This window comes from Streptomyces sp. NPDC050416 (genome assembly GCF_044458845.1).
In the GTDB taxonomy this organism is placed as follows: domain Bacteria; phylum Actinomycetota; class Actinomycetes; order Streptomycetales; family Streptomycetaceae; genus Streptomyces.
In genome coordinates, this window is the sequence record NZ_JBITII010000001.1 from 1,058,140 (window position 1) to 1,083,217 (window position 25,078).

Genomic DNA, 25,078 nt, shown 5'->3' on the forward strand with positions numbered 1-25,078 from the left:
CACTCATCCCCCTTAGCGGAGAGTGATCTCCTCGTCGTGGGGGACCTGCGTAGGCACCAAACCCCCCTTGGAGGCACAGTGACCTTCAACCCCCTGGAACAGCGCGGTATCCCGCTGGACCGTCAGATCAGGAACTGGCGCGAGCTCGACGTGGCTCCGATCGACCCCGATCACTGCGACCCCTACACCCGCTGCCGGATCATCACGATGAACGGCATCGAGGTCGAGGCGATCATGTTCAGCCACCAACTGGCCCGCAACACCGTCGATCCCGAGGTGAAACGGCAGCTGGCCCAGACGCGCTACATCGAGGCGCAGCAGCAGAAGGCGGTGAACTGGCTGCTGCCCGGCGTGTCGTCGGTGCTCGAGACGACGATCGCCTACGAGCAGGTGGCCGTGGACCTCACCGCCTGGGTCGCCCGCATGGAGCCGGACCCGTACCTGAAGCAGGCGTACCAGTTCGGCGTGCTGGAGGACTTCGACCACCTGTACCGGTACGCGAACCTGTACGAGATGATCGAGCACCGCAAGGCGGACGCGATCGTCGAAGGCCTGACCGAGGTCATGCCCGGCCGGCCGACGAAGTACCACCACCGTCACCCGGCCGACAACGTCCGCGACCCCTACGCCAAGGACGAGACGAACCCGCTGTCCAAGCTGCACGCGCTGACGATCATGTCGGCGGAGCAGCAGACCATGAACTTCTACATGAACACCGGCCCCACCTACATGGAGCCGATCGCCCGCCAGCTCTACCAGGAGATCGGGCTCATCGAGGAGGAGCACGTCACGCACTACGAGTCGCTCGTCGACCCGGGTGAGACGTGGTGGGAGCAGCTCGTCAACCACGAGTACAACGAGTGCTACCTCTACTACTCCTTCATGGAGCAGGAGAGCGACCCCAAGGTGAAGGCGATCTGGGAGCTGCACCTGAACCAGGAACTGGAGCACCTGCACATCGCCTGCGACCTGATGCGCCGTCACGACGGGCGCGACCCGGAGTCGGTGCTCGCGCCGCGGTTGCCCGACGTGCTGACCTTCGAGCCGAACAAGGCATACCTGCGGGACCTGCTGGACACGCAGATCGATCTGACGACTCTCGGCGCCGGATACGTCCGGGAGGCACACGAGCGGTTCGAGAAGATGCAGGAGCAGCTCCACGGCGGTGAGGCGCCGCCCAGCGAACGGGTGATGACGCAGCACGGCGAGATGTTCGGGCGGGAGTACCGCGTCGAGACCGAGGGCGAACACCCCGACCCCGCCCTGCGCGAGAAGTGAGGAGGGCGGTCATGTCCGAACAGCACACTCCGCAGGCCGGCGACGACGCCTCCGCGGACGTCGACGTGGTGGCCCTGCTCATGCGCCAGCACGGGGACATCCGCAACCTCTTCGACGAGGTCGAGGCCACCGAGGGCGACGCCCGGCAGGACGCCTTCCGCCGCCTGGTACGGCTCCTCGCCGTCCATGAGACGGCGGAGGAAGAGGTGGTGCACCCGTTCGTCCGCCGCAAGGTCACCGGCGGCGAGGACGTGGTCGCGGCCCGCCTCGAAGAGGAGCGGTCGGCCAAGGAGACGCTGAGCGACCTGGACGAGATGGACACCGGCGACCCCAAGTTCCTGCCGCGGCTGCTGGCCCTGCGAGCCGACGTCCAGGAACACGCCCGCGCGGAGGAACGCTACGAGTTCATCCACATCCGGCGCAGCGCCGACACCGCGACACTCGCCTCCCTGGCCAAGGGTGTGAAGGCAGCCGAGGCCATGGCGCCCACCCGGCCCCATCCGGGCGTGGAGTCCGCCCCGGCCAACATGGCGCTCGGCCCCGTCGCCGCGCTGATGGACCGCACGCGCGACGCCGTCCGCGCGGCCATGGGCCGCGACTGATCGCACGCGTCCGGCACATCAGCGACGTCTTCCCTGCTGCGGCGGGGGCCGCGGCACGGCCCCGCTCTCCATAACGGGGCCGTCCGCCGAGGCGGTTGGGTACGGCATGGTCCCGGTCGGCTGATCGTTTGCCTGCGGGGTCCCCCGGGTGACCTGTCACGGAGCGGAGCGGACCGCTGCGTCTCAGAGGTCGCTCGGTATGCCCAGGCCCGTCAGGGCGCCGACCGGGTCCAGGTCGGGGGTGCCCCGGGGCCACCAGTCCTCCTGGCCCGGTTCGGACTCGTAGGCGTACCACAGGCCGTCGCGGCCCAGGCGGAGCTGGACATGGCCCTGGGGGTGGGTGAGGTGGTTGCGCCAGGGGCGGAAGGCGGGCAGGTCGGCGGCGAGGAGCAGCGGACGGGCCCGGTCGAACCGGCCGGCCGGCGGATCCCACGGCTCCTCCAGTACGGCGAGGCCCTCTGGTCCGCCCTGGCGCCAGGCGGCGACCGCGCGGGCCAGCTCGGACGGGGTGCGGCCCGCCGCGGCGGCGAGGGAGGAGTAGAGCGCCCGGGTGCCCGCGGTGAGCCCCGAGCCGGGGCGGGCCGCGGCCAGGCGGACCGCGTCCTCCCAGAGCGTCAGCTGCCCGACCGGGTCACGGCCCGTGGTGAGCAGCGCGTGGGCCCGTGCGGCGGCGTCCGTGGCCAACTGGTCCAGTGCGAACGGGTCCGGGCCGCCCGGGGCCGCCGGGTAGGCCGGGGGCTGCTCGGGCTGCGGGGGCGGGGGCAGCGGCGCCGGCAGGGGCGGGAGGGCGCGCGGCGTGAGAACGTCACTGGCCCGCACTCCGGGGAGCGGCGCCGGTCCCTTGTCCTGGGCGGCGCGCGCCGCACGGGTGGCACTCAGCCGGGACAGCGCGTCCAGCAGCTCGCGTTCGCCCCGGCCGCGCAGCAGGAGCAGGACGAAGGGGTCGGCGTCGAGCAGCCGCGCGGTCTGGTAGCAGAGGGCGGCGGCGTGCTTGCAGGGGTGGCCCCGGTCGGGGCAGCTGCACCGCGGTTCCAGATCGCCCGGGCCCGGCAGCAGGGGCACGCCGCAGTCCGCGAGGGATTGGGGCATCTCCCTGTCGAGGAGGGCCGCGATGTGGCCGGGCCGGTCGGCGGCGGCGTCCAGGAACCGCTCCCAGTCGGCGTCGTCGAGCGTGCGCAGCCGCACCTGCACGCGGTACGGGCGCGGACGGCTGCCCCGCACGTACGCCAGCACCTGGCCGGGCGTCACGGTGATGGCGTCGACATGCCCCTGCCCGGCGTAACCCCGCCCGCGCTCCAGCCGCTTGGCGTCCAGCGCGCCCTGCTCCAGCGCGGCGACCCACGCGTTCCCCCACCAGCTCCCGGCGAAGCCCTTGCCGTCCGGGTCGCGGGGCGGGAAGGCCGGGAAGGTGCGGCGGAGTTCGTTGTCGCGGTCGGGAGCGGCCATGGAGTGGGGGGCCAGGGGGCTGTGGAGGGTGCCAGGAGTGCGGGGGGTCGGGGGCATGGTGGTAGAGCGGGTGGGGGCATGGGGTGGCACGGTGCTCGCGGCGTCGGGGATGCCGGGGCCGGGTGAGGGCGAGTCCTCATGGCCGGTCTCGTCCGGGGCCTCGGGCGTCCCGCCGGGGTCCGCCGCCGGCATCCGGAAGGTCTCGGACAGCACTTGCCGTACGTCACGCGCTTCCCCGCCGACGGCGTCTTCGCGCGTCCGGCGGAGGGCCGCCGCCCGCTCGTCCACACGCCTCTGCCGTGTCCCGCGCCGGCGCCGGGCCCCTTCGCTCTCCGTCTCCTGCCGTGCCCGCCGCGCGTCCTCCCGGGCGGCGCGCAGCGCCTCGCGTGCGATGTCCGCCGCGCGGCGGGCCGGCTGGTCGGTGCCGCCCGAGGGAGCGGTCGCCGTGCTCTCGCGTGGGGCGGCGGGTTGGTCCTCCTCGCCGGTGGGAGGGCCGGCCGAGTCCGTCGGGGTGGGGGCCTCCCCGGTCTCGCCCCGGTGGTCGGAGCCGTCCGGTTCCGTGGGTCCCGGCGTGTCCCGCGCGGCGTCTTCCGGCTGATCGGCGAGCACCTCGGCATCCGCGTCCCGGAGCGCGCCCATGTCCCTCGCCGGGCCCGCGCCCCGGTGCTCGGACACGGCCCTTCGCAGTGCCTCACGGGCGACGTCCGCCGGTTGGGGGGCCTCCTGCCCGACGGGTGCCGGGGCCGGAGAGGGCGCGGGACGGGAAGCCGGTGCCGGGTGCGGGTCGGACGCCGCCCGTTCGCGGGCCGCCCGCAGGGCCCGGCGGGCCTCGTCGGCCGGGCGGGACGTCATGGCGTGCTCCGCAGGGAGACCAGGTCGGACAGCTCCCGGTCCGTCAGCTCGGTGAGGGCCGACTCGCCGGAGCCGAGGATCGCGTCGGCGAGGGCTCGCTTGGCCTGGAGCATCTCGGCGATGCGGTCCTCGATCGTGCCCTCGGTGATGAGGCGGTGGACCTGGACGGGCTGGGTCTGGCCGATGCGGTAGGCGCGGTCGGTGGCCTGTTCCTCGACGGCCGGGTTCCACCAGCGGTCGAAGTGCACGACGTGACCCGCGCGGGTGAGGTTGAGGCCGGTGCCCGCCGCCTTGAGGGACAGCACCAGGACCGGGGTCGAGCCGGCCTGGAAGCGGTCGACCATGCGCTCCCGCTCCGGGACCGGCGTGCCGCCGTGGAGGAGGTCGACCGGGACCGCCCGGGTGGCCAGGTGGGAGGTGATCAGACGGGCCATCCCCACGTACTGGGTGAAGACCAGGGCGGATCCGTCCTCGGCGAGCAGCGTGTCCAACAGCTCGTCCAGCAGGGCGAGTTTGCCGGAGCGGGCGGCGAGCCGGTCGCCGGAGGCCCGGGCGGGCTCCTCCTTCAGGTACAGCGCCGGGTGGTTGCAGATCTGCTTCAGCGACGTCAGGAGCTTCAGCACCAGGCCCCGGCGCGCCATGCCCTCGGCGGTCTCGATGGCGAGCATCGACTCGCGGACCACCGCCTCGTACAGCGCGCCCTGTTCGCGGGTGAGCGGCACCGGGTGGTCCGTCTCCGTCTTGGGCGGCAGCTCGGGGACGATGCCCGGGTCGGACTTCTTCCGGCGCAGCAGGAAGGGCCGGACCAGGCGGGCCAGGCGCTCCACCGCCTCCTCGCCCTCGCCGTTCTCCACGGCCCGGGCGTGCCGGGCGCGGAAGGACTTCAGCGGGCCGAGGAGGCCCGGGGTGGTCCAGTCGAGCAGCGCCCACAGCTCCGACAGGTTGTTCTCGACGGGTGTGCCGGTCAGGGCCACGCGTGCGGGGGACGGGATCGTGCGCAGCGCCTTGGCCGTGGCCGAGTAGGGGTTCTTGACGTGCTGCGCCTCGTCGGCGACGACCATGCCCCACGCCTGCCCGGCCAGGGCGGGGGCGGCGGAGCGCATCGTGCCGTACGTGGTGAGGACGAAGCCGCCGTCCAGGCCGTCCAGGCTGCGGTCCGGGCCGTGGAAGCGGCGGACGAGGACGCCCGGTGCGAAGCGGGTGATCTCCCGCTGCCAGTTGCCCAGCAGCGAGGCCGGGCAGACCACCAGGGTCGGCTCGCGGCGGGCCCGCTTCAGGTGCAGGGCGATGAGGGTGACGGTCTTGCCGAGGCCCATGTCGTCGGCGAGGCAGCCGCCGAGGCCGAGGGAGGTCATCAGGTCGAGCCAGGCCAGGCCCCGCAGCTGGTAGTCGCGGAGGGTGGCGTGCAGGCCGGGCGGCGGTGCGGCCGGGGGTACTCCCGCGGTGAGGCGGTCGCGCAGGGTGGCCAGCGCGCCGGCCGGTACGGCCTCGACCGTCTCGCCGTCCACGTCGGCGGTGCCGGTGAGGGCGACGGACAGCGCGTCGACCGGGTCGAGCAGTCCCAGGTCCCGCTTACGGGCCTTGCGGACGAGGGCCGGGTCGACCAGCACCCACTGGTCGCGCAGCCGGACGACCGGACGGTGGGCCTCGGCGAGGGCGTCCATCTCGCTCTCGGTGAGCGGGTCGCCGCCGAGCGCCAGCTGCCAGCGGAACTGGAGGAGATCCTCGCTCTCGAAGAAGCCGGTGCCGTCGGTCGCCGAGCCGGGGGCCGGCCGGACCACCGCCGCTGCCGAGAGGTCCTGGGCCAGGTCCCTGGGCCAGTGCACGGCGACGCCGGCCGCGGCGAGCCGGGTGGCCGCGACACCGAGCAGGTCGCTCAGCTCCTCCTCGGTCAGCGCCAGCACGTCGGGCACGTCCTGGTCGCCGAGCCGGTCGAGCGGGGGCCAGACCCGGGCCGCGCGGCGGACGGCGAGGGCCGCGTCCACCCGGGCGCGCGGGCCGAAGGCGTCGTCCGCCTCGCCCGCCCACAGCGCCGCCGCGTCGGCGACGAGGGTGGGGTCGGCGAGGCTGTGCACCTGGACGACCGCGGCGCCGGCGCTGCGTGCGCCGCCGTCTAGGGCGTCGTCGAACAGGTCGTACGCCGAGAGGTCCAGCCGGAGTGAGATCCGCACGCCGGCGTCCATGCCGGCGGCGACCTCGGCGGCCCAGTCGTGGGCGTCGGGCAGATGCTGGGCGTCGCGGGCCGCGAAGGGTCTGCCGGTGGCGTGGGGTGCGGCCGGGGTGCGCGGCAGGGTGTCGGCGACCGCGTCGAGGAAGGCGCGGACCAGCGCTTCCGGTTCGGGGAGGCGGATCGGGCCCGGGCCGGGCAGTGGGACGGCGTGTCCCTCGTAGGGCAGGGCGGCGGCGACCGCGCGCAGGTGCGCGATGTCGTCCGGGTCCAGGGGGCCGGCGCGCCAGGCGTCGTGGCCCGTGGGGGTCAGGCCGGGCAGCAGCCGGCCGCGCGCGGTGAGCCGCAGGGCGTGCAGGGCGGCGGCTCCCCAGCAGGCGGTGGCGGGGTGCGCCGCGGGGTCGTGCCGGGCGCGCACCAGGAGCGGCAGGGCCTCGTCCAGCGGGAGGGACAGCGCCGGGGTGGCCCGCCGCCGGATCGCGGCGCCGTGCCGTCGTACGACCGTGAGTTCGGTGTTGTCGGTGAGCTCTGTGACCTCTGCGGGCAGGGGCTCCCCTTCGGGGTCCCAGAAGGCGATGCGCCCGTCGCGCGGGAGGGGTGCGGGCAGGAAGACGGCCGGGAGCCGGACCGGGACCGTCGCGTCCCCCGCGCGCTCGGCCACCGCAGCCGTGTCACCCATACGTCCTGTCACCTCCCGCCCGCATGTCGGATCAGTTGTCTCCGACTCTACGGGCGGGGTCTGACAATCGGCCCCGGCGGCCGTGCCGCCCGGGCCGGGTCGAGGGTCAGGGCACGGTCCGGGAGACGACGTACACCCAGGGATACGCGGGGTTGGACAGGTCGACCACCACGTCGTGCGTGGGCGCGGGGTTCTTCTGGCGGTGGACGAAGCCGTACCACGAGTCGCCCTCGGGGAACTTCCAGCCGGTGATCTTGCGGTCGCGGGCGCCGATGGTGATGTGCCCCTTCTCCAGATCCTTCCGGGTCACGCCCAGGCCCGTCAGATAGGCGTCCAGGCCGGCCGCGTTGGTCTCGAACTGGGCGTACAGGCGGCTGGTCTTCCAGTTGTTGGTCTCGTAGTACGCCACGTGCCAGGCCGGGTGCGGGACGGGCACCTGGTAGATCCGGCGCTGGAGCTTGGACGGCCAGCCCGCGGTCAGGCCGGTCGCCGAGTACTTGGCCTCCTTGTCCTTGCCGCTGTCGCGGCTCTGGTTCGCGGAGATCACCAGGTAGCCGGCCGGAACGCCGATGAGCAGCACGATGATCAGCAGGGTGAGCGCCCTGCGGCGGATCATGTGGCGGTGGTCCTCGGCCGGACGTTCCTCGCCGTCCGGCCACGAACCCTGGTGCGGCAGGGAGGCGGTCACGGCGTCTCCTGGGTACTGCGGAGGGACTGCGCGTACCGCTCGTAGCGCTCGTAGCGCTCCACGCGGCGGCGCTTGGCGCGCCGGAAGCGGCGGGCGACCAGCCGGGCCAGGTCGGCGGCGCCGACCATGCCGGCCTCGGGGCCGAGCTGGGCCCGGGCGATACGGGCCTCGGGGCGGTAGCCGCGGCCGGTCAGATGCCTGCGGAAGGCGTCCCGCGCGGGGCCGATCAGCAGGTCGTCGGCGGCCGAGACACCGCCGCCGATGACGAAGCAGGAGGGGTCGAGGGCGGCCGCGAGGTTGGCGATGCCGACGCCGAGCCACTGGCCGATGTCCTGGAGCAGCTCGATGCACATGGCGTCACCCTCGCGGGCCAGCTCGGTGATCATCGGACCGGTGATGTCGCCGATGTTGCCCTTGACGTGCTCGATGATCCCGTACGCCACCGGCGAGTCCGCCGCGGCCAGCTCGCGCGCCTCACGGACCAGGGCGTTCCCGGAGCTGTACTGCTCCCAGCAGCCGCGGTTGCCGCACGGGCAGCGGTGGCCGCCGGGCACGACCTGCATGTGGCCGAACTCGCCGGCCACGCCGTACTTGCCGCGCTTGACCTGCCCGTCCTCCAGGATCGCGCCGCCGATGCCGGTGCCCAGCGTGATCATGACCAGGTGGTCCTCGCCGCGGCCGGCGCCGAAGCGCCACTCGGCCCATGCCGCGGTGTTGGCGTCGTTGTCCACGAGGACCGGGACCGACAGGCGGCTGGCGAGGCGGTCCCTCAGGGGTTCGTTGCGCCAGGACAGGTGGGGGGCGAACAGCACGCGGTTGCGGTCGGCGTCGACCCAGCCGGCCGCGCCGATGCCGACGGCGTGCACGTCGTGCCGGTCCGAGAGGTCCAGGACCAGCTCGGCGATGGTGTCCTCGACGGCCTTGGGGCTCTTGGACTTGTCCGGCGTCTCCGTGCGGACCTTCTCCAGGATGTTGCCGTCGGCGTCGACGACGCCCGCCATCACCTTCGTACCGCCGATGTCGATGCCGACCGTCGGCACGCGGGGTGCCGTCAGGTGTGAGCGGCGCTCCCGGGTGCCGACGGTGCGGAGCACGGTGGCACGGCGGGAGCCGATGGGGGCGGTGAAGTCGCGGTAGGTGCTCATCGCCGCCGATTCTGCCTCACGGGGAGGCAGGGTGCGGAGCAGAGGGGTGGTGCGGATCGTCGCCGGGTGCGGGCCGGTGGGGGCTCGTCGCGCCCACGCGGCGGAGCCGCACATCGATACAGCCCCGCCCTTAAGTACGCACCAGCAACTGGAATTCGAAGGAATAGCGCGTCGGACGGTACGTATGCGTGCCGTACTCGACCGCACGGCCCGTGTCGTCGAACGTGACGCGTTGCATGGTGAGCAGCGGAGCCCCCGTCTCCTCCGCCAGCCGTTCCGCCTCCACCGTCGTCGCCGCCCTCGCGCCGATCGACTGGCGGGCGCTGTGCAGAGTGATGCCCGCCGCGCGCATCAGGCGGTACAGACCTGTCGTCTCCAGCTGGGCGGTGTCGAGGTCGATGAGGCCGGGGGGCAGGAAGTTGCAGAGGTAGGCCATGGGCTCGCCGTGGGCGAGGCGGAGGCGTTCCACGCGGTGGACGTCGCTGTCCTCGGCGACGTTCAGTGCGGCGGCGACCTCGGCGGAGGCGGGGACGAGCGTGTTGACGAGGACCTTGGTGGCCGGGCGCTGGCCCGCCGCCTCCAGGTCGTCGTAGAGGCTGCTGAGCTCCAGCGGGCGCTTGACCTGGCTGTGCACGACCTGGGTGCCCACGCCGCGGCGGCGGACGAGGAGGCCCTTGTCGACGAGCGACTGGATGGCCTGGCGGACGGTCGGCCGGGACAGGCCGAGCCGGGCGGCGAGTTCGATCTCGTTGCCCAGCAGACTGCCTGGCGTCAGCGTGCCGTGCTCGATCGCGGCCTCCAGCTGCTGGGACAGCTGGAAGTACAACGGCACGGGAGAGCTGCGGTCCACGCTCAGCTCGAGCTGCACGGTCGGGTCCACTTCTGGTTTCGGCACGGGCCGAGCGTAGCTCCGCGCGTTGTTGACGGGAAGTTGTGTAGTCAGATTGTCCGGACATTCAGATTGACAGGGGCGGGCTGCGCACGCACTTTGTTTCCATGCGCATCGGCGTCATCGGTACGGGCCGCATCGGCACGATCCACGCGAACACGCTCAGCCGGCACCGCGACGTGGGCTCCCTGATCCTCACGGACGCGGACACCTCGCGGGCCCAGGAACTGGCGCATCGGCTGGGTGAGACGGCCGCGCCGGGGGTGGAGGAGATCTTCCGCTGGGGGGTCGACGCCGTGGTGATCACGACGGCGACGTCGGCCCACGCCGAACTGATCGGTCGGGCAGCACGCTCGGGCCTGCCGGTGTTCTGCGAGAAGCCCATCGCGCTGGATCTGCCGGGGACCCTGAGCGCGATCGCGGAGGTCGAGACGGCCGGGACGGTGCTGCAGATGGGCTTCCAGCGCCGCTTCGACACGGGCTACGCCGGTGCGCGCGAGGCCGTGCGCACCGGTCGGCTGGGACGGCTGCACACCGTGCGGGCGCTGACCAGCGACCAGGCGCCGCCGCCCGCCGCGTGGCTGCCGGTGTCCGGCGGGCTGTACCGGGACACGCTGATCCACGACTTCGACGTGCTGCGCTGGGTGACGGGCCGGGAGGTGGCGGACGTGTACGCGGCCGCGTCCGACGCCGGGCCCGCGATGTTCCGCGAGGCGGGCGACGTCGACACCGGTGCCGCGCTCCTCACCCTCGACGACAGCACGCTCGCCACGGTCACCGGGTCCCGGCTGAACGGGGCCGGCTACGACGTGCGTATGGAGCTGGCCGGGGAGCTGGACCAGATCGTGGTCGGCCTGGACGACCGTACGCCGATCGCGTCCACGGAGCCGACCGGGCCGCCCGCCGCGGACAAGCCCTGGTCCGGCTTCCTGGAGCGTTTCGGCCCCGCCTACGAGGCGGAGCTCAACGCGTTCATCGAGGTCGTGCGGGGCGAGCGGGCCAACCCGTGCGACGGGCGCGAGGCCCTGCAGGCGCTGCGCGTCGCCGAGGCATGCGAGCTGTCCCGCCGGGACCGCAGGCCGGTACACCTCGCGGAGATCCCCGGAGGGCCCGCCTCGGCCTTCGCATGACGGCGGGCCGACAGGCCGGGGTGACGGCGGGCCGACAGGCCGGGTGACGGCCGAGCCGGCGGACGGCGGGCCGACAGGCCGGGTGACGGCGAGCCGGCGGACGGCGGGCCAGTGCGGGCGGCGCGGGCGGCACGGACGGCGTGACAACGGGCCAGCAGGCCGCCGGGCCAGCGGGCGGCGTGAAGGCGCACCGGCAGGCCGGCGGGACGGCGGGCCAGCGGCCAGCGGACCGGCGGGACGGCGGGCCAGCGGCCAGCGGACCGGCGGGACGGCGGGCCAGCGGAAAGGTGGGCCAGCGGACCGGCGGGACGGCAGACCGGCGGGATGGGCGACGTCGAACCCGCCGTACGCCGGGCCCTGCGCGCCGGAGCCGGGCAACGGCGGACCGACGGGGCGGCGGGCCAGCGCGCCAGCGGGCCAGCGGGACGGCGGGCGACGTGACGACGGGCCAGCAGGCCGCCGGGGCGGCGGGCGACGTGACGGCAGGCCAGCAGGCCGCCGGGGCAGCGGGCGACGTGACGGCAGGCCAGCAGGCCGCCGGGGCAGCGGGCGACGTGACGGCAGGCCAGCAGGCCGCCGGGCTCCGACGGGACGGCAGGACGGCAGGCCGACGGGCTCCGACGGGACGGCAGGACGGCAGGGCGGGCGGGCCGGGCCGGGGGCGGTCAGTGGTCCTTCTGGTCCTCCTCCAGGAGGCCCGCGTCGTACGCCAGCAGTGCGATCTGGACGCGGTTGTTGAGGTCGAGCTTGGCCAGGATGCGGGAGACGTGCGTCTTGACCGTGGCGACGCTCATGAAGAGGCCGGCGGCGATCTCCGCGTTGGACAGGCCCCGGCCGACCGCGACGGCGACCTCGCGCTCGCGGTCGTTGAGGGCGGCCATGCGTTCCCGCGCCCGCGTGCGGCGGGTGTCGGCGGCGGTGCCGACCGCGTGCTGCATCAGCTGGCGGGTGACGGCGGGCGACAGGACCGGGTCGCCGGCCGCGACGCGGCGGACCGCCGCGAGGATCTCGGCCGGCGGGGTGTCCTTGAGGACGAATCCGGCGGCGCCCGCGCGCAGCGCTCGCAGGACCTGTTCGTCGGCGTGGAAGGTGGTGAGGACCACCACCTGCGGGGCCTCCTTGCGGGCGCGCAGCCGCTCCGTGGCCGTGAGGCCGTCCACCGTCGGCATCCGGATGTCCATGAGCACGACGTCCGGGTGGGTGCGGTCCACGAGCGCCTCCACCTCGCCGCCGTCGGCCGCCTCACCGACGATCTCGACGTCGTCGGCTCCGCCCAGCATGAAGGACAGTCCGGCCCGCACCAGCGGATCGTCGTCGACGAGGAGCAGTCTGATCGCAGTCATGGGCCTCACGTAATCACGGTCGGGGCGGATGCGGGGCGCGGACGTGCGGCGCGGTGGTCCGCGCCAACGCCTCGGGGGTAGCGGTGCGTTGAGGGGCCGCGGGCTCAGGCGCGCAGCGCCACCCCGTACCGGGTGCGCAGGCGGCTGATCTCCCACCGGACCACCGCCGTCACCGAGGCGGGACCGCCGATGACGGCGAGGGCCTGGATCGCCGGCGGCCCGGGCGGCAGGCCGCCCGCGAGCAGGCTGATGGCGGCGAACTCCCACACCAGCGTGCCGGTCAGCAGGGCGGGGAGCGCGGCGTGCACGGCCGCGGTGTTGAAGCCGGTGCGGACGGCCGGGCCGGTGGCGAAGCCCACGGAGAACAGGAGCCAGGCCAGGGGCAGGGCGGCCGCGAGGATCAGCCAGGGGACGGTGCCCGGCGAGGCGGAGGAGGGCGTCCGGTTCCGGCCGAGCAGGACGATCACCCCGCCGAGCAGGGGCACGGCCGTCACGGCACCGACGTACCAGCCGGCGGACCGCAGGGCCGCCCGTACCCTTACCCGCATGGCCGATCTGGTCTCCGCCGACGCCCACCGGAACAGCACCGCGATCACGACCGGGGCGCTCAGGAGCAGCAGGGGCGGGGTGACCACCAGCCTCATCATGTACTGCTCCCGGACTTCGGCGACGTCCTCCGGTTTGCCGTACACGGCGAGCAGCAGCAGGGACATGGCGGCGGCAGTCCAGGCCCGCACCTTCTGCACGCGCGTCACATGCCGGTCGTCGACGGCCCCGTGCGCGCGCGGGAACAGCCGGTGGGCCCGGACGCGGGCCGAGCGCGCGAACGAGTAGCACAGCATGAGCGGCAGGACCGCGAACCAGGTGCACGGAGCGAGCAGCACCAGCCACATGCAGCCGGAGATCCGCGGCTGCCCCTGCCGCAACAGCGCACGCACGGACGGCCATTCACCACCGCGCACACCACCCCACCCCGGGCCCCGGCTGCCCGGCCCCGGCTGGGGGACGTACGGGTACGGCTGCGGGTGCGGGTAGCCGTGCGGTGCCGGGCCCGGCTGGAGCGGCAGGTAATGCGGTGGTACGTAAGGGCCGTTGACCGAAGGCGGCGGCCCCGGCGGCTGGTACGGATTGGTCGGTCCCCCGAAACTCACGTGCAGGTTCCTTCCGTTACGCGCGGCGCTGAAGGCCGCACAAACATCAGCCATCCCCCCGGCCAAGTCAACTCCGTTCAGGGCAGGGGGCCATGGGAAGGAGCCGCGAGGCCGCGCCTCAGCACCACGGCAGCCACGCCCGTACCTCGAACCCGCCCTCCGGCGTGTGGCCGTGTTCCAGGCGGCCGCCCGCCAGGGTCGCCCGTTCCGTCAGGCCGATGAGGCCCTGGCCCGAGCCGGGGACCGGTGGTACCTCGCCCTCGGGGGGCGGGTTGTGCACGGAGACGGTGAGCCCGGCGCCCGATCCGCCGGTGACGGTCACCGTGACCTCCGTGCCGGGCGCGTGCTTGCGGGCGTTGGTCAGGCCCTCCTGGGCGATCCGGTACGCGGTGCGGCCGACGGACGACGGAACGGCGGCAGCGTCGTCGACCCGCTGGTCGAGGGCCACCTTCATGCCGGCCTCACGCGACTCGGTGACCAGCGTGTCCAGCGCCGCCAGCGTCGGCTGCGGCCGCCCCGTGTCGTCCGGCTCCCCCGCCCGCAGGACGCCGATGATCTCGCGCAGGTCCTGAAGGGCCTCGTGCGCGCTCTCCCGGATCACACCCGCCGCCCGCGCCGTCTGCGCCGGGGGCGCGTCGGGCCGGAACTCCAGGGCGCCCGCGTGCACGCTCAGCAGGGTCAGCCGGTGCGCGAGCACGTCGTGCATCTCCCGCGCGATGGCCTCACGGGCGAGCCGCTGCGCCTGCTCGGCTCGCAGCCGGGCCTCCGTCTCGGCCCGCCGGGCCCGGTCCCTGAGGCTCACCATGAGCTGCCGCTTGGCCCGTACGAACATGCCCCAGCCGACGATCGCCACCGTGAGCAGTACGGCGATGACCACGCTCACCGGGTAGGGGATGTCCGCGTCGGGCCGCACCCAGTAGTACAGCGGGGTCATGGCCGCGTTGATGCCGCCCACCCAGGCCGCGTACCGGAAGGGGCGGTGCACGGCGAGGGTGAACAGGGCGATCAGCCCCGCCCCGCCCGCCGTGTCCGAGACGAAGGTGACGACCGTCATCGCCACGGCCAGCCCGAGTGGCCAGCGGCGGCGCAGCCAGACGGCCGCGCAGGCCAGCGCCCCGATCAACTGGTCGACGACGGCCAGCCCTTCCGGGACATGGGGATTGTCGTTGAGCGCCTCTATGGCGACCGCGCCCACCAGCACGGCCAGGACGAAGCAGGAGAAGTCGACGACCCAGTCGCGGGCGGTGCGCCGGGGCCGTCGCCCGGCCCGCGCGGCGTCGGGGTCGAGTTCGTGCAGCAGGGCGGAGGGGATGAACCATCTGCGCCCGGTGAACAGCGCAGGTGTCTCGCCCGCCAGTACCGGGGAGGCATGCCCCGCGTCGTCACCACTCACGGTCGAGAAATCTACGCAGGGCCGGGCCCGTTCACCTCGCCCCGGCCGGAATCGTCGACCAAAGTCACCGCATCACAGACTTTCGGCGCGGCCGGCCGGGCCGGAAGAGGGACTTCCGTCCGGCGGGCGCCCGCCCCGCGGCCGATGCGGGTGGGGGGTCCGCGGGGCGAGGCTGTTTCCATGAAGCAGGTGCTGGAGATTCTCGGCTTCCTCGCCCTCGTGCAGGGCGTGGCGGGCCTGGTACACGAGTTCACCGACTGGAACTGGGGCCTCGTGCAACGACTGGGGTTCCTCGACGGCTACGAGATCTACGCGAGCGTCGCCCTCCTCGTGCTGGGCATCGCCCTGTTCGCGGCGGCCGGGAGCCGGAAGTCCGCCTGAGCACACGGGCGGGCCTCCGGCCCGGCGTTCACGGCCGCGGCCGTCCGGCTCAACAGCCGTAGTCGACCAGGTCGAACGACTCGTAGTGGTCGGCCGTGTAGTAGTCCTCCCGGTTTTCCTCACCGGTGACGATGCGCCGCGCACCGCGCGTGGAGGAGCCCGGGGTGATGACCGTGTACTCGTGGTAGTAGCCGGACGACTGGCTCGGCAGGATGCCTTCCCGGTTCTGGAAGACGGTGCCGTCCTGCTCGAACGGGAAGGGGCCGCCCTGCTCGATCAGGTCGAGGGTGTCGTGGGCCTGGGACGGCAGGTCGCTGTAACAGATGCTGCCGACGGCGGTGGGGGCCGCGTCGGCCGTGGTGGCGGAGACGGTACCGCCTACGAGGAGCGCGGACAGGAGGGCGGCTGCTGCGCCGAGCCGCGAGGCGCGTGGGGGGAAAATCATGCGCACATGATGACGCGCGTAGACAGTGGCATGTCAATGACAAGCGCGCAGATTTTCCCGTCAAGTCCGATGAGTTCGCGGGAAGTTAACCTGCCCTCGGGTGCCCTCATGCGCCCTCATGCGCTGTTCACCAGGGCGACGAGGACGCCTGGCCGGACGGCTACGCGTTCTCCGGCAGCGTGTACTCGCCGTACTGGGGGCGGCCCGCCACCTCGTACGTCGCGATCGAGACGCCCGTGCCGGTGACACTGCCTCCGGCGTGCCGGAAGGCTGTCGGTACGGCGCCCTCCGGGAACAGCCGGAACCCGGTGCCGAGCACGACCGGGAAGGTCAGCAGGTGGAGCGAGTCGACGAGGCCGTGCGTCAGCAGGGACCGGACGAGGGCGCCGCTGCCGTGCACCTGGATCTCGCCGTCGGTGCGCTCCTTCAGCGCCGTGACCTCCTTGGCGAGGTCGCCGGTGAGCACGGTGGTGCCGGCCCACCCGGGGTCCTTGAGCGTCGAGGACGGGACGTACTTCGGCAGTGCGTTGAGTTGTGAGGCGACCGGGTCGGCGGGATCGGTCACCTTCGGCCAGAAGGTGCTGAAGATGTCGTACGTCCGGCGCCCGAGCAGGAAGGCACGCGGGCGGGTGAAGACCTCGCTGATGAACCGGCCGAAGTCCTCGTCGGCATAGGGGAAGCTCCAGCCGCCGTGGGTGAAGCCGCCGCGGGTGTCCTCGTGCGGGCCGCCGGGGGCCTGGTAGACGCCGTCGAGGGTGACGAAGAGGGTGGAGACGAGCTTGCCCATGGCGGGTGCCCTTCTTCTGGAACGGTCGGGTCTGTTGTCATCGGTTCAGACCCCGTGGGCTTCCGCAACTCATCGCCCGGCCGTACGGCTCCCTACGGTGCGGGGCCGTCGGAGCCCCATGTCGACGTCCGTTCACCGCCAGCGTCGGGCCCGCCCCGCCGCTGGGATGGACCCATGACTTCTCAAGGAAATCTCGGCACTTCTCAAGGAAATCTCGGTGGCAAGGTGGCTCTCGTGACCGGCGGGAGCCGTGGCATCGGCGCGGCTACGGCCCTGCGGCTGGCCCGGGAGGGCGCGGACGTGGCGGTCGGCTATGTGAACGGCAAGGAGGCGGCCGAGGAGGTCGTACGGGCCGTGGAGGCGCTGGGGCGCCGGGCGGTGGCGGTACGCGCGGACGCGGCGGACGCCGCCGAGGCGGCCGGTGCCGTGACCGCGGCGGCCGAGGCGCTGGGCGGCCTCGACGTCCTGGTGAACAACGCGGGCGTCGGGGTGCTCGGGCCGCTGGAGTCCCTGTCGCTCGCGGACGTGGACCGGGTCCTCGCCGTCAACGTGCGCGGGGTCTTCCTGACCTCCCAGGCCGCCGCCGCGCGCATGCCCGAGGGCGGGCGGATCATCACGATCGGCAGTTGCATGGCCCAGCGCGTACCCGGGCCCGGCGGGACGCTCTACGCGACGAGCAAGGCGGCCCTGGCCGGTCTGACCAAGGCCCTGGCCAGGGAGCTGGGCGAGCGCGGGATCACGGCGAACCTCGTCCATCCCGGTCCGATCGACACCGACATGAACCCGGCGGACGGCCCGTACGCGGCCGGCCAGGCGGCGATGACGGCGCTGGGGCGGTTCGGCACGGCGGACGAGGTGGCGTCGATGGTGGCGTACCTGGCGGGGGCGACGTACGTCACGGGCGCGGAGCTCGCCGTGGACGGCGGACACGCGGCGTGAACCAGGGGGCGCACCGGCGCGGTCGGGCCGGTGCGTCCCCCGGGGGCACGGGTGCGGTCGGGTCGACGCCCCCTGGTGTGCAAAGCCACTGGCGCCGTCAGACCGGCGCCCCTGGGGCGAGCCCACCGGGTGCCGTCGGTCCGGCGCGCCCCGGCTCAAAGCCACCGATGCCGTCAGACCGGCGCCCACAGGGGCTGACCCACCGGGTGCCGTCGGTCCGGCGCGCCCCGGCGCAAAGCCACCGATGCCGTCAGACCGGCGCCCACAGGGACTGACCCACCGGGTGCCGTCGGTCCGGCGCGCCCCGGTGCAAAGCCACCGATGCCGTCAGACCGGCGCCCACAGGGACTGACCCACCGGGTGCCGTCGGTCATGCATGCCCCCGGCGCAAAGCCACCGATGCCGTCAGACCGGCGCCCACTGGGACTGACCCACCGGGTGCCGTCGATCCGGCGCGCCCCGGCGCAAAGCCACCGATGCCGCCGGTCCGGCGCGCCCGGGGCGCGAAACCACCGTCGCCGTCAAGCCGGAGCGGCCCCTGGGCAAAGCCACCGGCGCCGTCAGGCCAGCACGCTCCCGGGTGCGAACCACCCGCTGGCAGGCTGCGCCCCCCGGGTGTGACGCCACCGACGCCATCGGGCCGGTGCCCCCTGGGGCGGGCCCACCGGTGCCGTCCGGCCGGCGTGCCCGGGGCCAAGCCACCGGCGCCGTCAGGCCAGCGCCGCCCTGGTGCAAAGCCACCGGAGCTATCGGGCCAGCGCCCCTTAGGGCAGGGCCACCGGTGCCGTCAGGCTGGTGCTCCCCGGTGCGAGACCACCGGCGCCGTCAGGCCACCACGCCCCGGGGCAAAGCCACCTGTGCCGTCAGGCCGGTGCTCCCGGGCGCAGGGCCTCGGTGCCGCCGGTCCGGCGCGCCCGGGCGTGAAACCACCGTCGCCGTCAGACCGACACCCCCTCGGGCAAAGCCACCAGCGCCGTCAGGCCGGCGCGCCCCCAGTGCAGAGCTACCAGCGCCGTCCGGCCGCTGCCCCCGGCGCAAAGCCACCAGCGCCGCCGCCCCCGGCGCGCACCGGCGCGAGACCGGCGCCATCAGACCAGCGCGTTCCCGGCGCGGTACAAGCTCAGCCCCCCAGTTCCTGGTGTCGTGCCGCGAGGCGCCTCGTGCCGTCGTTCGTCAGGGAGCCGAACAGCCGCAGTCGGGAGATGCCGCCGTCCGGGAAGATGTCCACGCGTGCGTGCGTGCCGACGGCCGGGGTCGGAAGGACGAAGCGGTGGTTGGTGTCAGGCTGGAGGCGCGTGCGGGGCAGGATCTCACGCCACTCGGCGTCGTCGCCGTCGCGCACGGACACCGCGGCCCAGCCGGCGCTGTTGCCCTTGAGGTACGCGGTGTCGATCTCCAGGGCGCGGATCTCGGACTGGGCGGCCAGCCGGTAGCGGATCCAGTCGTGGCCCTGGTCGCGGCGGCGCCGGGTCTCCCAGCCGTCGTCCATCTTGCTGGAGCGGCCCGGCTGGATGGTGTTGGTGGCGGGCGAGTAGAAGCGGTCGGAGGCGTCCTCGACCTGGCCGCCGTTCTCCAGGGCGACGACGTCGAAGGTGCCCAGCACCTCCAGCCACGCGGGGTCCGGGACGACCTCGCCGTACACGCGCAGGCGGGCGATGCCGCCGTCGGGGTGCTGGTTGACCCGCAGGTGGGTGAAGCGCTGCTCGACGGCGACGGGGAAGCCGTTCGCCGCGTGGCCGCCGACCGGGGTGCGCGGCACGAGGGTCGTCCACTTCACGTCGTCCCCGAGGAGTTCCCCGGGCGACGGGGAGCCCGGCACGCACGTGCCTTCGATGGACACGGCCTGCGGGTAGTTGCCGCGGAAGTGCGCGGTGTCGACGACGATCCCGCGGACCACGCCCGGGGCACCGAGGCGGACCAGCGCCCAGTCGTGGTCCTCGGCGGTCGGCCACGGGTGCTCCCCCGACGCGCCCCGGCGGCGGCGCGTCTCCCAGCCGTCCATGATCTTGCCCTTGTGCCCGAAGCGCTCGGGGTCGAACTCGGCGCGCTCGGGCACCAGCAGGTTCTCGCGCTGGGCGAAGAACTCGTCGTTGGCGGCGATGACACCGGCGCCGAGACGCCGGTCGGCGAGGTTGGCGTACTGCGTGAAGGGGAAGTCGGCGGTGCGGTAGTCCGCGTACGGGTCGCCGCCTCCGTAGGGGTTCGCGTCGCCGGTGAAGCTGGGAATCGCCGTCACGGTGATCAGGTCTGCCTTTCGAGTCCGGGATGGGGATCAGTTGGTTCGGGTGAGGAGTCGCCCCTTCGGTTCGGTGAAGTCGCCGTCGGCGACGATGCGCTGCCCGCGCAGCCAGGTGGACTTCACGACGCCGTACAGGGTCTTGCCGGCGTAGGCCGTGACGCGGTTGCGGTGCTGCAGGGAGGCCGGGTCGACGGTGAAGGTCTCGTCGGGGGCGAGGACGGCGAAGTCGGCGTCGCGGCCGGCCGCGATGGCGCCCTTGCGGTCGTCGAGCCCGACGAGTTCGGACGTCCGCGTGGACATCCAGCGGACGACGTCCTCCAGTCCGTGCCCGCGCCTGCGGGCCTCGGTCCACACCGCCGGCAGGCTCAGCTGGAGGCCGGAGATACCGCCCCAGGCGGTCGCGAAGTCGTCGGTCTTCAGGTCGGCCGTGGACGGGGAGTGGTCGGTGACGACGCAGTCGATGGTGCCGTCGGCCAGCGCCTGCCAGAGCAGGTCCTGGTTGGCGGCCTCGCGGATCGGCGGGCAGCACTTGAACTCGCTGGCGCCGTCGGGGACTTCCTCGGCGGTGAGGGTCAGGTAGTGGGGGCAGGTCTCGACGGTGATGCGGACGCCCTCCGCCCGCGCCTCGGCGATCATCGGCAGGGCGTCGCTGGAGGACAGGTGCAGGACGTGCACGCGCGCGTGGAGGGCCTTGGCCTCGCGGATGAGCTGCGCGATGGCGGTGTCCTCGGCGTCGCGCGGGCGGGAGGCGAGGAAGTCGGCGTACCTGGGGCCGGGCTGCTGGGGAGCGGAGGCGAGGCGGTGGGGGTCCTCGGCGTGCACGATGAGGAGGCCGTCGAAGGCGGCGATCTCGGCCATGGCGCGGGCGAGCGGGTCCCGTTCGAGGTGCGGGAACTCGTCGACTCCGGACGGCGACAGGAACGCCTTGAAGCCGAAGACGCCGGCCTCGTGCAGCGGGCGCAGGTCCTTGACGTTGTCCGGCAGGGCGCCGCCCCAGAAGCCGATGTCGATGTGCGCCTTGTCGGCGGCGACCTGCTGCTTGGTCCGCAGGTGCGCGACGGTCGTGGTGGGCGGGAGGGAGTTGAGGGGCATGTCGACGAGGGTCGTGATGCCGCCGGCCGCAGCGGCGCGGGTGGCGGTCCAGAACCCCTCCCACTCGGTGCGGCCGGGGTCGTTGACGTGCACGTGGGTGTCGACCAGGCCGGGCAGCAGGACGTGGTCGCCCAGGTCCTCCAGACGGGCGGTCTCCGGTACGGGCGCGTCGTACGGCAGGACGGCCGTGATCGTGCCGCCGGCGACCGCGACCGATGCGGCGCGGGTCCCCTCGGGAGTGATGACACGCGTCGAGCGAAGCACCAGTTCAGCGTCGGACACCCGAACCCCTAACTTCCACTTGCGTCCACTTGCATCCGTTTACTTCCGCGTAACGGAATTCAACTTTCTGTTGAAGGAGTCTTCACCCCCTCTCCCGTGCCGTCAAGGGCACACTGGACCACTACACCCACCACGCGGCCACCCTGAACGTTTCCACAAAGCGGAATTACAATTCCAGTACGCAGAACGTAACTACGTACAAGCGGGGAGTCAACCGACTGCCGGGTAGGCTTCTGCTCTTCCGCCAGCCCGAAAGGAACGCGCCGTGCCGACGTCCAGCGCCAGCACCACCGACTCCGCCCGGTCCTCCGCCAACGGCGGGGTCCAGTCCCTGGAGCGCGCCTTCGACCTGCTCGAACGGATGGCGGACGCGGGCGGCGAGGTCGGCCTGAGCGAGCTGTCCGCGAGCAGCGGGCTGCCGCTGCCCACGATCCACCGTCTGATGCGCACGCTGGTGGCCTGCGGGTACGTACGGCAGCAGTCCAACCGCCGGTACGCGCTCGGCCCGCGCCTGATCCGCCTCGGCGAGTCCGCCGCCCGGCTGCTGGGCACCTGGGCGCGGCCCTATCTCGCCCGGCTGGTCGAGGAGACCGGTGAGACGGCGAACATGGCGCTGCTGGACGGGGACGAGATCGTCTACGTGGCACAGGTGCCGTCGAAGCACTCGATGCGGATGTTCACGGAGGTCGGCCGGCGCGTGCTGCCGCACTCCACGGGTGTGGGCAAGGCCCTGCTCGCCGGTTTCCCGCCGGAGGAGGTGCGCGCCCTGCTGAACCGTACGGGCATGCCCGCCGCGACGGAGAAGACCATCACGACGCCCGACGGGTTCCTCGCGGCGCTGGAGGACGTGCGCCGGCAGGGCTACGCGATCGACGACAACGAGCAGGAGATCGGCGTCCGCTGCCTGGCGGTCTCGGTGCCCGACTCCCCCACGGCCGCGGCCATCTCCATCTCCGGCCCGGCGGGCCGGGTCACGGAGGCGGCGACGGAGAAGATCGTCCCGGTACTCCAGCAGGTCGCGGGCGAACTGTCCGAGGCCCTGGCAACCCAGAACCCCGCGTAGCGCCGACGCGCCCGTCCGGGCACCCGGCCACCTCCGGACCGGACGGACACGCGCCCACCGCCGGACCGGAGGGACCGAGGCGTCTCACGCCAGGACGGGCGCCCCGGCTCTAGCCCTGCCCCCGCACCGGCCCTCCGAAGAGGTCGACGGCGTGGCGGACCTCCGTCAATTCCGGGGAGAGCGCGCTCACCGAGCCGATCGCGCCCGCGATCAGCAGGAGGGAGCGGCGCAGCCGCGGGATCTCCGGGGTGCCGTCGGCCGCCATCGCGTCCAGTGCGGCCAGTTCCTCCTCGGCGATGGTCCGGTCCGCGAACTCGCCGGGATGCGCGGCGAGCCGGCGGCGCAGCCGGGCGACGGCGGAGCGCAGCTCCGTCACGCGCGGATCCTCGCCGCCGCCGGTCACAGGCCCCTGCCGCCTTTGCTCAACGCTCCGCAACACAGTCCTCCCCCTCGCACTCCGTGGTGCGCGTGCCCTTCCGACGCGAAGTCCCCCACACCGGGCGCCGGTCGGCCGCCCGGCCGGTCGGTGCGGGCGACAGTAAACGACGCGGGCCACCAGGCGCCAGTCCATTGCGTCATCGACTTGTTTCGCTGCGTGACTTTCCAGCCCGAGGTCGTGCGGTATGCAGGATCCATGACGACATGGGAGACGCGGAACAGGACGGGTGCGGTTGCCGGAGTACTGCTGGCCGCCGGCGGCGGGCGGCGTCTCGGCGGGCACCCCAAGGCACTGCTCACCCACCGGGGACGCCCTCTCGTGGAGCACGCGGTGCGGGTGTTGCGTGAGGGCGGCTGTGAGCGGGTCCACGTCGTACTGGGCGCACGGGAGGACGAGGTCCGGGCCCGGGCCGTGCTGCCGGGATGCGTACTGGTCTCCAACCCCGGCTGGGAACAGGGCATGGGGACGTCCCTGCGGGCCGGGCTGGACTCGCTCGCGGGTACGGGCGCGACGGCCGCCCTGGTCTCGCTCGTCGACCAGCCCGGCATCGGCCCGGAGGCGGTGGCCAGGGTGCTCGCCGCGTACGAGGACGAGACGTCGCTGGTGTCGGCCGCGTACGACGGGGTGCGCGGCCATCCGGTGCTGTTCGGCGCCGCCCACTGGGCCGGTGTCGCGGCGACTGCGACCGGGGACCGGGGGGCACGCGCCTATCTGAAGGAGCGCGAGCCGGGGATCACGCTCGTCGAGTGCGGGGACGTGGCCCGGCCCTTCGACATCGACACCGAGGCCGACCTGGCCCACCTTGAGTGAGCGGGGTGGCACGGAGCGCCACCTTTCCTCGACCCGGAGAATCTCGACGTCAACAAATGATTGAACTTCCACTATGAGGAAACTAGTATCCACTGTTCAGAAGCGCCCGAGGCCCCCGCGGGCGTCGAACCGCCGTATCCGGGAAGACTGGCACCCGGTGCCGAACCGCCGGCTCGTCATCACAGCTCGCTGAAGGAAGTGACCGTTCATGTCCGCACCAGCGCCGTCCCCGCTGGCCATCGTCGACGCCGAACCCCTGCCCCGGCAGGAGGAGGTCCTCACCGAAGCGGCGCTCGCCTTCGTGGCCGAGCTGCACCGGCGGTTCACGCCCCGGCGTGACGAACTCCTCGCCCGCCGCGCCGAGCGCCGCGCCGAGATCGCCCGCACCTCCACCCTCGACTTCCTCCCGGAGACCGCCGCGATCCGCGCCGACGACTCCTGGAAGGTCGCCCCGTCCCCCGACGCCCTGAACGACCGGCGGGTGGAGATCACCGGCCCCACCGACCGCAAGATGACCGTCAACGCCCTCAACTCGGGCGCCAAGGTGTGGCTCGCGGACTTCGAGGACGCCTCCGCGCCGACCTGGGAGAACGTGGTCCTCGGCCAGCTCAACCTGATCGACGCCTACACGCGGAACATCGACTTCACGGACCCGAAGTCGGGCAAGTCGTACGCCCTGAAGGCGAACGAGGAACTCGCCACGGTCGTCATGCGCCCGCGCGGCTGGCACCTGAACGAGCGTCACCTCGTCGACGCGGACGGCACCCCCGTGCCCGGCGCGCTCGTCGACTTCGGCCTGTACTTCTTCCACAACGCCAAGCGCCTGCTGGGCCTGGGCAAGGGCCCGTACTTCTACCTGCCCAAGACGGAATCGCACCTGGAGGCCCGCCTCTGGAACGAGATCTTCGTCTTCGCGCAGGACTACCTCGGCATCCCGCAGGGCACCGTGCGCGCGACCGTGCTGATCGAGACGATCACGGCCGCGTACGAGATGGAGGAGATCCTCTACGAGCTGCGCGACCACGCCTCAGGGCTGAACGCGGGCCGCTGGGACTACCTGTTCTCCATCGTCAAGAACTTCCGGGACGGCGGCGCCAGGTTCGTCCTGCCGGACCGCAACGCGGTGACGATGACGGCCCCGTTCATGCGCGCGTACACCGAACTCCTCGTCCGCACCTGCCACAAGCGCGGCGCGCACGCGATCGGCGGCATGGCGGCGTTCATCCCGTCCCGCCGGGACGCGGAGGTCAACAAGGTCGCCTTCGAGAAGGTCCGCGCCGACAAGGACCGCGAGGCGAACGACGGTTTCGACGGCTCCTGGGTCGCCCACCCCGACCTGGTGCCGATCGCCATGGAGTCCTTCGACAAGGTCCTGGGCGACAAGCCCAACCAGAAGGACCGGCTGCGAGAGGACGTCGACGTCAAGGCGGCCGACCTGATCGCGATCGACTCGCTGGACGCCAAGCCGACGTACGCGGGTCTGGTGAACGCCGTGCAGGTCGGCATCCGTTACATCGAGGCCTGGCTGCGCGGCCTCGGCGCGGTCGCGATCTTCAACCTGATGGAGGACGCCGCCACCGCCGAGATCTCCCGCTCCCAGATCTGGCAGTGGATCAACGCGGGCGTCGTCCTCGACAACGGCGAGCAGGTCACCGCCGACCTGGCCCGCAAGGTCGCCGCCGAGGAGCTGGCGAACATCAAGGCCGAGATCGGCGAGGAGGCCTTCGCGGCCGGAAACTGGCAGCAGGCGCACGACCTGCTGCTGACGGTCGCCCTCGACGAGGACTACGCCGACTTCCTGACGCTGCCGGCGTACGAGCAGCTCAAGGGCTGACCAC

The 25,078-nt window shown here is 73.1% G+C and carries 21 protein-coding genes; 8 read left to right on the forward strand and 13 right to left on the reverse strand.

Annotation, left to right across the window (positions count from 1 at the left end; translation table 11 throughout):
• Positions 1 to 78: 78 nt before the first annotated feature.
• Positions 79 to 1,278 carry a hypothetical protein gene (locus ACIBL4_RS04765; protein ID WP_399406460.1) on the forward strand — a complete coding sequence of 400 codons (1,200 nt, stop codon included), beginning with the start codon at positions 79 to 81 and terminating at the stop codon, positions 1,276 to 1,278.
• 11 nt (positions 1,279 to 1,289) lie between these two features.
• Entirely contained in the window at positions 1,290 to 1,880 is a 591-nt protein-coding gene (locus tag ACIBL4_RS04770; protein ID WP_399406462.1) for a hemerythrin domain-containing protein, read from the forward strand.
• A 183-nt stretch (positions 1,881 to 2,063) separates the two neighbouring features.
• On the opposite strand, the gene ACIBL4_RS04775 is transcribed toward ACIBL4_RS04770, so the two are convergent.
• From ACIBL4_RS04775 to ACIBL4_RS04795, 5 genes are all read right to left on the reverse strand, one after another.
• Positions 2,064 to 4,178, reverse strand: a complete 2,115-nt coding sequence (locus ACIBL4_RS04775) for an SWIM zinc finger family protein (RefSeq protein WP_399406464.1) — start codon at positions 4,176 to 4,178, stop codon at positions 2,064 to 2,066.
• The gene (locus tag ACIBL4_RS04780) at positions 4,175 to 7,024 is read right to left on the reverse strand and encodes an SNF2-related protein (RefSeq protein ID WP_399406466.1); all 2,850 of its coding nucleotides are present in this window, start codon (positions 7,022 to 7,024) and stop codon (positions 4,175 to 4,177) included. Before ACIBL4_RS04780 ends, ACIBL4_RS04775 begins: the two co-directional genes overlap by 4 nt.
• A gap of 106 nt (positions 7,025 to 7,130) precedes the next feature.
• Positions 7,131 to 7,712: a sugar kinase gene (locus ACIBL4_RS04785; protein WP_399406468.1), complete on the reverse strand. Its 582-nt coding sequence runs from the start codon at positions 7,710 to 7,712 to the stop codon at positions 7,131 to 7,133.
• The gene (locus ACIBL4_RS04790; protein WP_399406470.1) at positions 7,709 to 8,857 is read right to left on the reverse strand and encodes an ROK family glucokinase; all 1,149 of its coding nucleotides are present in this window, start codon (positions 8,855 to 8,857) and stop codon (positions 7,709 to 7,711) included. The genes ACIBL4_RS04785 and ACIBL4_RS04790 overlap by 4 nt, the downstream gene beginning before the upstream one ends.
• 130 nt (positions 8,858 to 8,987) lie before the next feature.
• On the reverse strand, positions 8,988 to 9,725 hold the full coding sequence (locus tag ACIBL4_RS04795) for a GntR family transcriptional regulator (protein WP_399406595.1): 738 nt from the start codon (positions 9,723 to 9,725) through the stop codon (positions 8,988 to 8,990).
• Positions 9,726 to 9,853: 128 nt separating this feature from the next.
• On the opposite strand from ACIBL4_RS04795, the gene ACIBL4_RS04800 reads away from it, so the two are divergent.
• Entirely contained in the window at positions 9,854 to 10,876 is a 1,023-nt protein-coding gene (locus ACIBL4_RS04800; RefSeq protein WP_399406472.1) for a Gfo/Idh/MocA family oxidoreductase, read from the forward strand.
• A gap of 665 nt (positions 10,877 to 11,541) precedes the next feature.
• On the opposite strand, the gene ACIBL4_RS04805 is transcribed toward ACIBL4_RS04800, so the two are convergent.
• The 3 genes from ACIBL4_RS04805 to ACIBL4_RS04815 all read right to left on the reverse strand — a co-directional run bounded on the left by ACIBL4_RS04805 (position 11,542) and on the right by ACIBL4_RS04815 (position 14,763).
• Positions 11,542 to 12,219 carry a response regulator gene (locus ACIBL4_RS04805; RefSeq protein WP_399406474.1) on the reverse strand — a complete coding sequence of 226 codons (678 nt, stop codon included), beginning with the start codon at positions 12,217 to 12,219 and terminating at the stop codon, positions 11,542 to 11,544.
• Positions 12,220 to 12,323: 104 nt separating this feature from the next.
• Complete coding sequence (locus ACIBL4_RS04810; RefSeq protein WP_399406477.1) at positions 12,324 to 13,370, reverse strand: hypothetical protein; 1,047 nt, start codon at positions 13,368 to 13,370, stop codon at positions 12,324 to 12,326.
• Between the two features lie 118 nt (positions 13,371 to 13,488).
• On the reverse strand, positions 13,489 to 14,763 hold the full coding sequence (locus tag ACIBL4_RS04815) for a histidine kinase (RefSeq protein WP_399406479.1): 1,275 nt from the start codon (positions 14,761 to 14,763) through the stop codon (positions 13,489 to 13,491).
• 180 nt (positions 14,764 to 14,943) lie between these two features.
• Between ACIBL4_RS04815 and ACIBL4_RS04820 the strand changes: the two genes are divergently transcribed.
• Positions 14,944 to 15,144, forward strand: coding sequence for a hypothetical protein (locus ACIBL4_RS04820; protein ID WP_010038960.1), 201 nt, complete (start codon positions 14,944 to 14,946; stop codon positions 15,142 to 15,144).
• Positions 15,145 to 15,193: 49 nt separating this feature from the next.
• Here ACIBL4_RS04820 and ACIBL4_RS04825 read toward each other — a convergent pair whose 3' ends face one another.
• Together ACIBL4_RS04825 and ACIBL4_RS04830 are read right to left on the reverse strand one after the other, a co-directional pair.
• A complete protein-coding gene (locus tag ACIBL4_RS04825) occupies positions 15,194 to 15,589 on the reverse strand; it encodes a ribonuclease domain-containing protein (RefSeq protein ID WP_399406481.1) in 396 nt (131 codons plus the stop codon).
• A gap of 160 nt (positions 15,590 to 15,749) precedes the next feature.
• A complete protein-coding gene (locus ACIBL4_RS04830) occupies positions 15,750 to 16,376 on the reverse strand; it encodes a dihydrofolate reductase family protein (RefSeq protein WP_399406483.1) in 627 nt (208 codons plus the stop codon).
• 174 nt (positions 16,377 to 16,550) lie between these two features.
• Here ACIBL4_RS04830 and ACIBL4_RS04835 point away from each other — a divergent pair, with 174 nt between their 5' ends.
• Positions 16,551 to 17,315, forward strand: a complete 765-nt coding sequence (locus tag ACIBL4_RS04835; RefSeq protein ID WP_399406485.1) for an SDR family oxidoreductase — start codon at positions 16,551 to 16,553, stop codon at positions 17,313 to 17,315.
• A gap of 1,120 nt (positions 17,316 to 18,435) precedes the next feature.
• Here the strand turns inward: ACIBL4_RS04835 and alc are convergent.
• Both alc and allB read right to left on the reverse strand, forming a co-directional pair.
• Positions 18,436 to 19,551 (reverse strand): allantoicase, encoded by a 1,116-nt coding sequence (alc, locus tag ACIBL4_RS04840; protein WP_399406487.1) that lies wholly within the window; start codon positions 19,549 to 19,551, stop codon positions 18,436 to 18,438.
• Between the two features lie 36 nt (positions 19,552 to 19,587).
• Positions 19,588 to 20,928, reverse strand: a complete 1,341-nt coding sequence (allB, locus tag ACIBL4_RS04845) for an allantoinase AllB (protein WP_399406489.1) — start codon at positions 20,926 to 20,928, stop codon at positions 19,588 to 19,590.
• Between the two features lie 265 nt (positions 20,929 to 21,193).
• Here allB and ACIBL4_RS04850 point away from each other — a divergent pair, with 265 nt between their 5' ends.
• Positions 21,194 to 21,991, forward strand: coding sequence for an IclR family transcriptional regulator (locus tag ACIBL4_RS04850; protein WP_399406491.1), 798 nt, complete (start codon positions 21,194 to 21,196; stop codon positions 21,989 to 21,991).
• A gap of 109 nt (positions 21,992 to 22,100) precedes the next feature.
• On the opposite strand, the gene ACIBL4_RS04855 is transcribed toward ACIBL4_RS04850, so the two are convergent.
• Complete coding sequence (locus tag ACIBL4_RS04855; protein ID WP_307178408.1) at positions 22,101 to 22,394, reverse strand: DUF5955 family protein; 294 nt, start codon at positions 22,392 to 22,394, stop codon at positions 22,101 to 22,103.
• A gap of 231 nt (positions 22,395 to 22,625) precedes the next feature.
• Here ACIBL4_RS04855 and ACIBL4_RS04860 point away from each other — a divergent pair, with 231 nt between their 5' ends.
• Together ACIBL4_RS04860 and aceB are read left to right on the forward strand one after the other, a co-directional pair.
• Positions 22,626 to 23,240, forward strand: coding sequence for an NTP transferase domain-containing protein (locus ACIBL4_RS04860; protein ID WP_399406493.1), 615 nt, complete (start codon positions 22,626 to 22,628; stop codon positions 23,238 to 23,240).
• Positions 23,241 to 23,448: 208 nt separating this feature from the next.
• Complete coding sequence (gene aceB, locus ACIBL4_RS04865; protein WP_399406495.1) at positions 23,449 to 25,074, forward strand: malate synthase A; 1,626 nt, start codon at positions 23,449 to 23,451, stop codon at positions 25,072 to 25,074.
• The last annotated feature ends 4 nt before the right edge of the window (positions 25,075 to 25,078 follow it).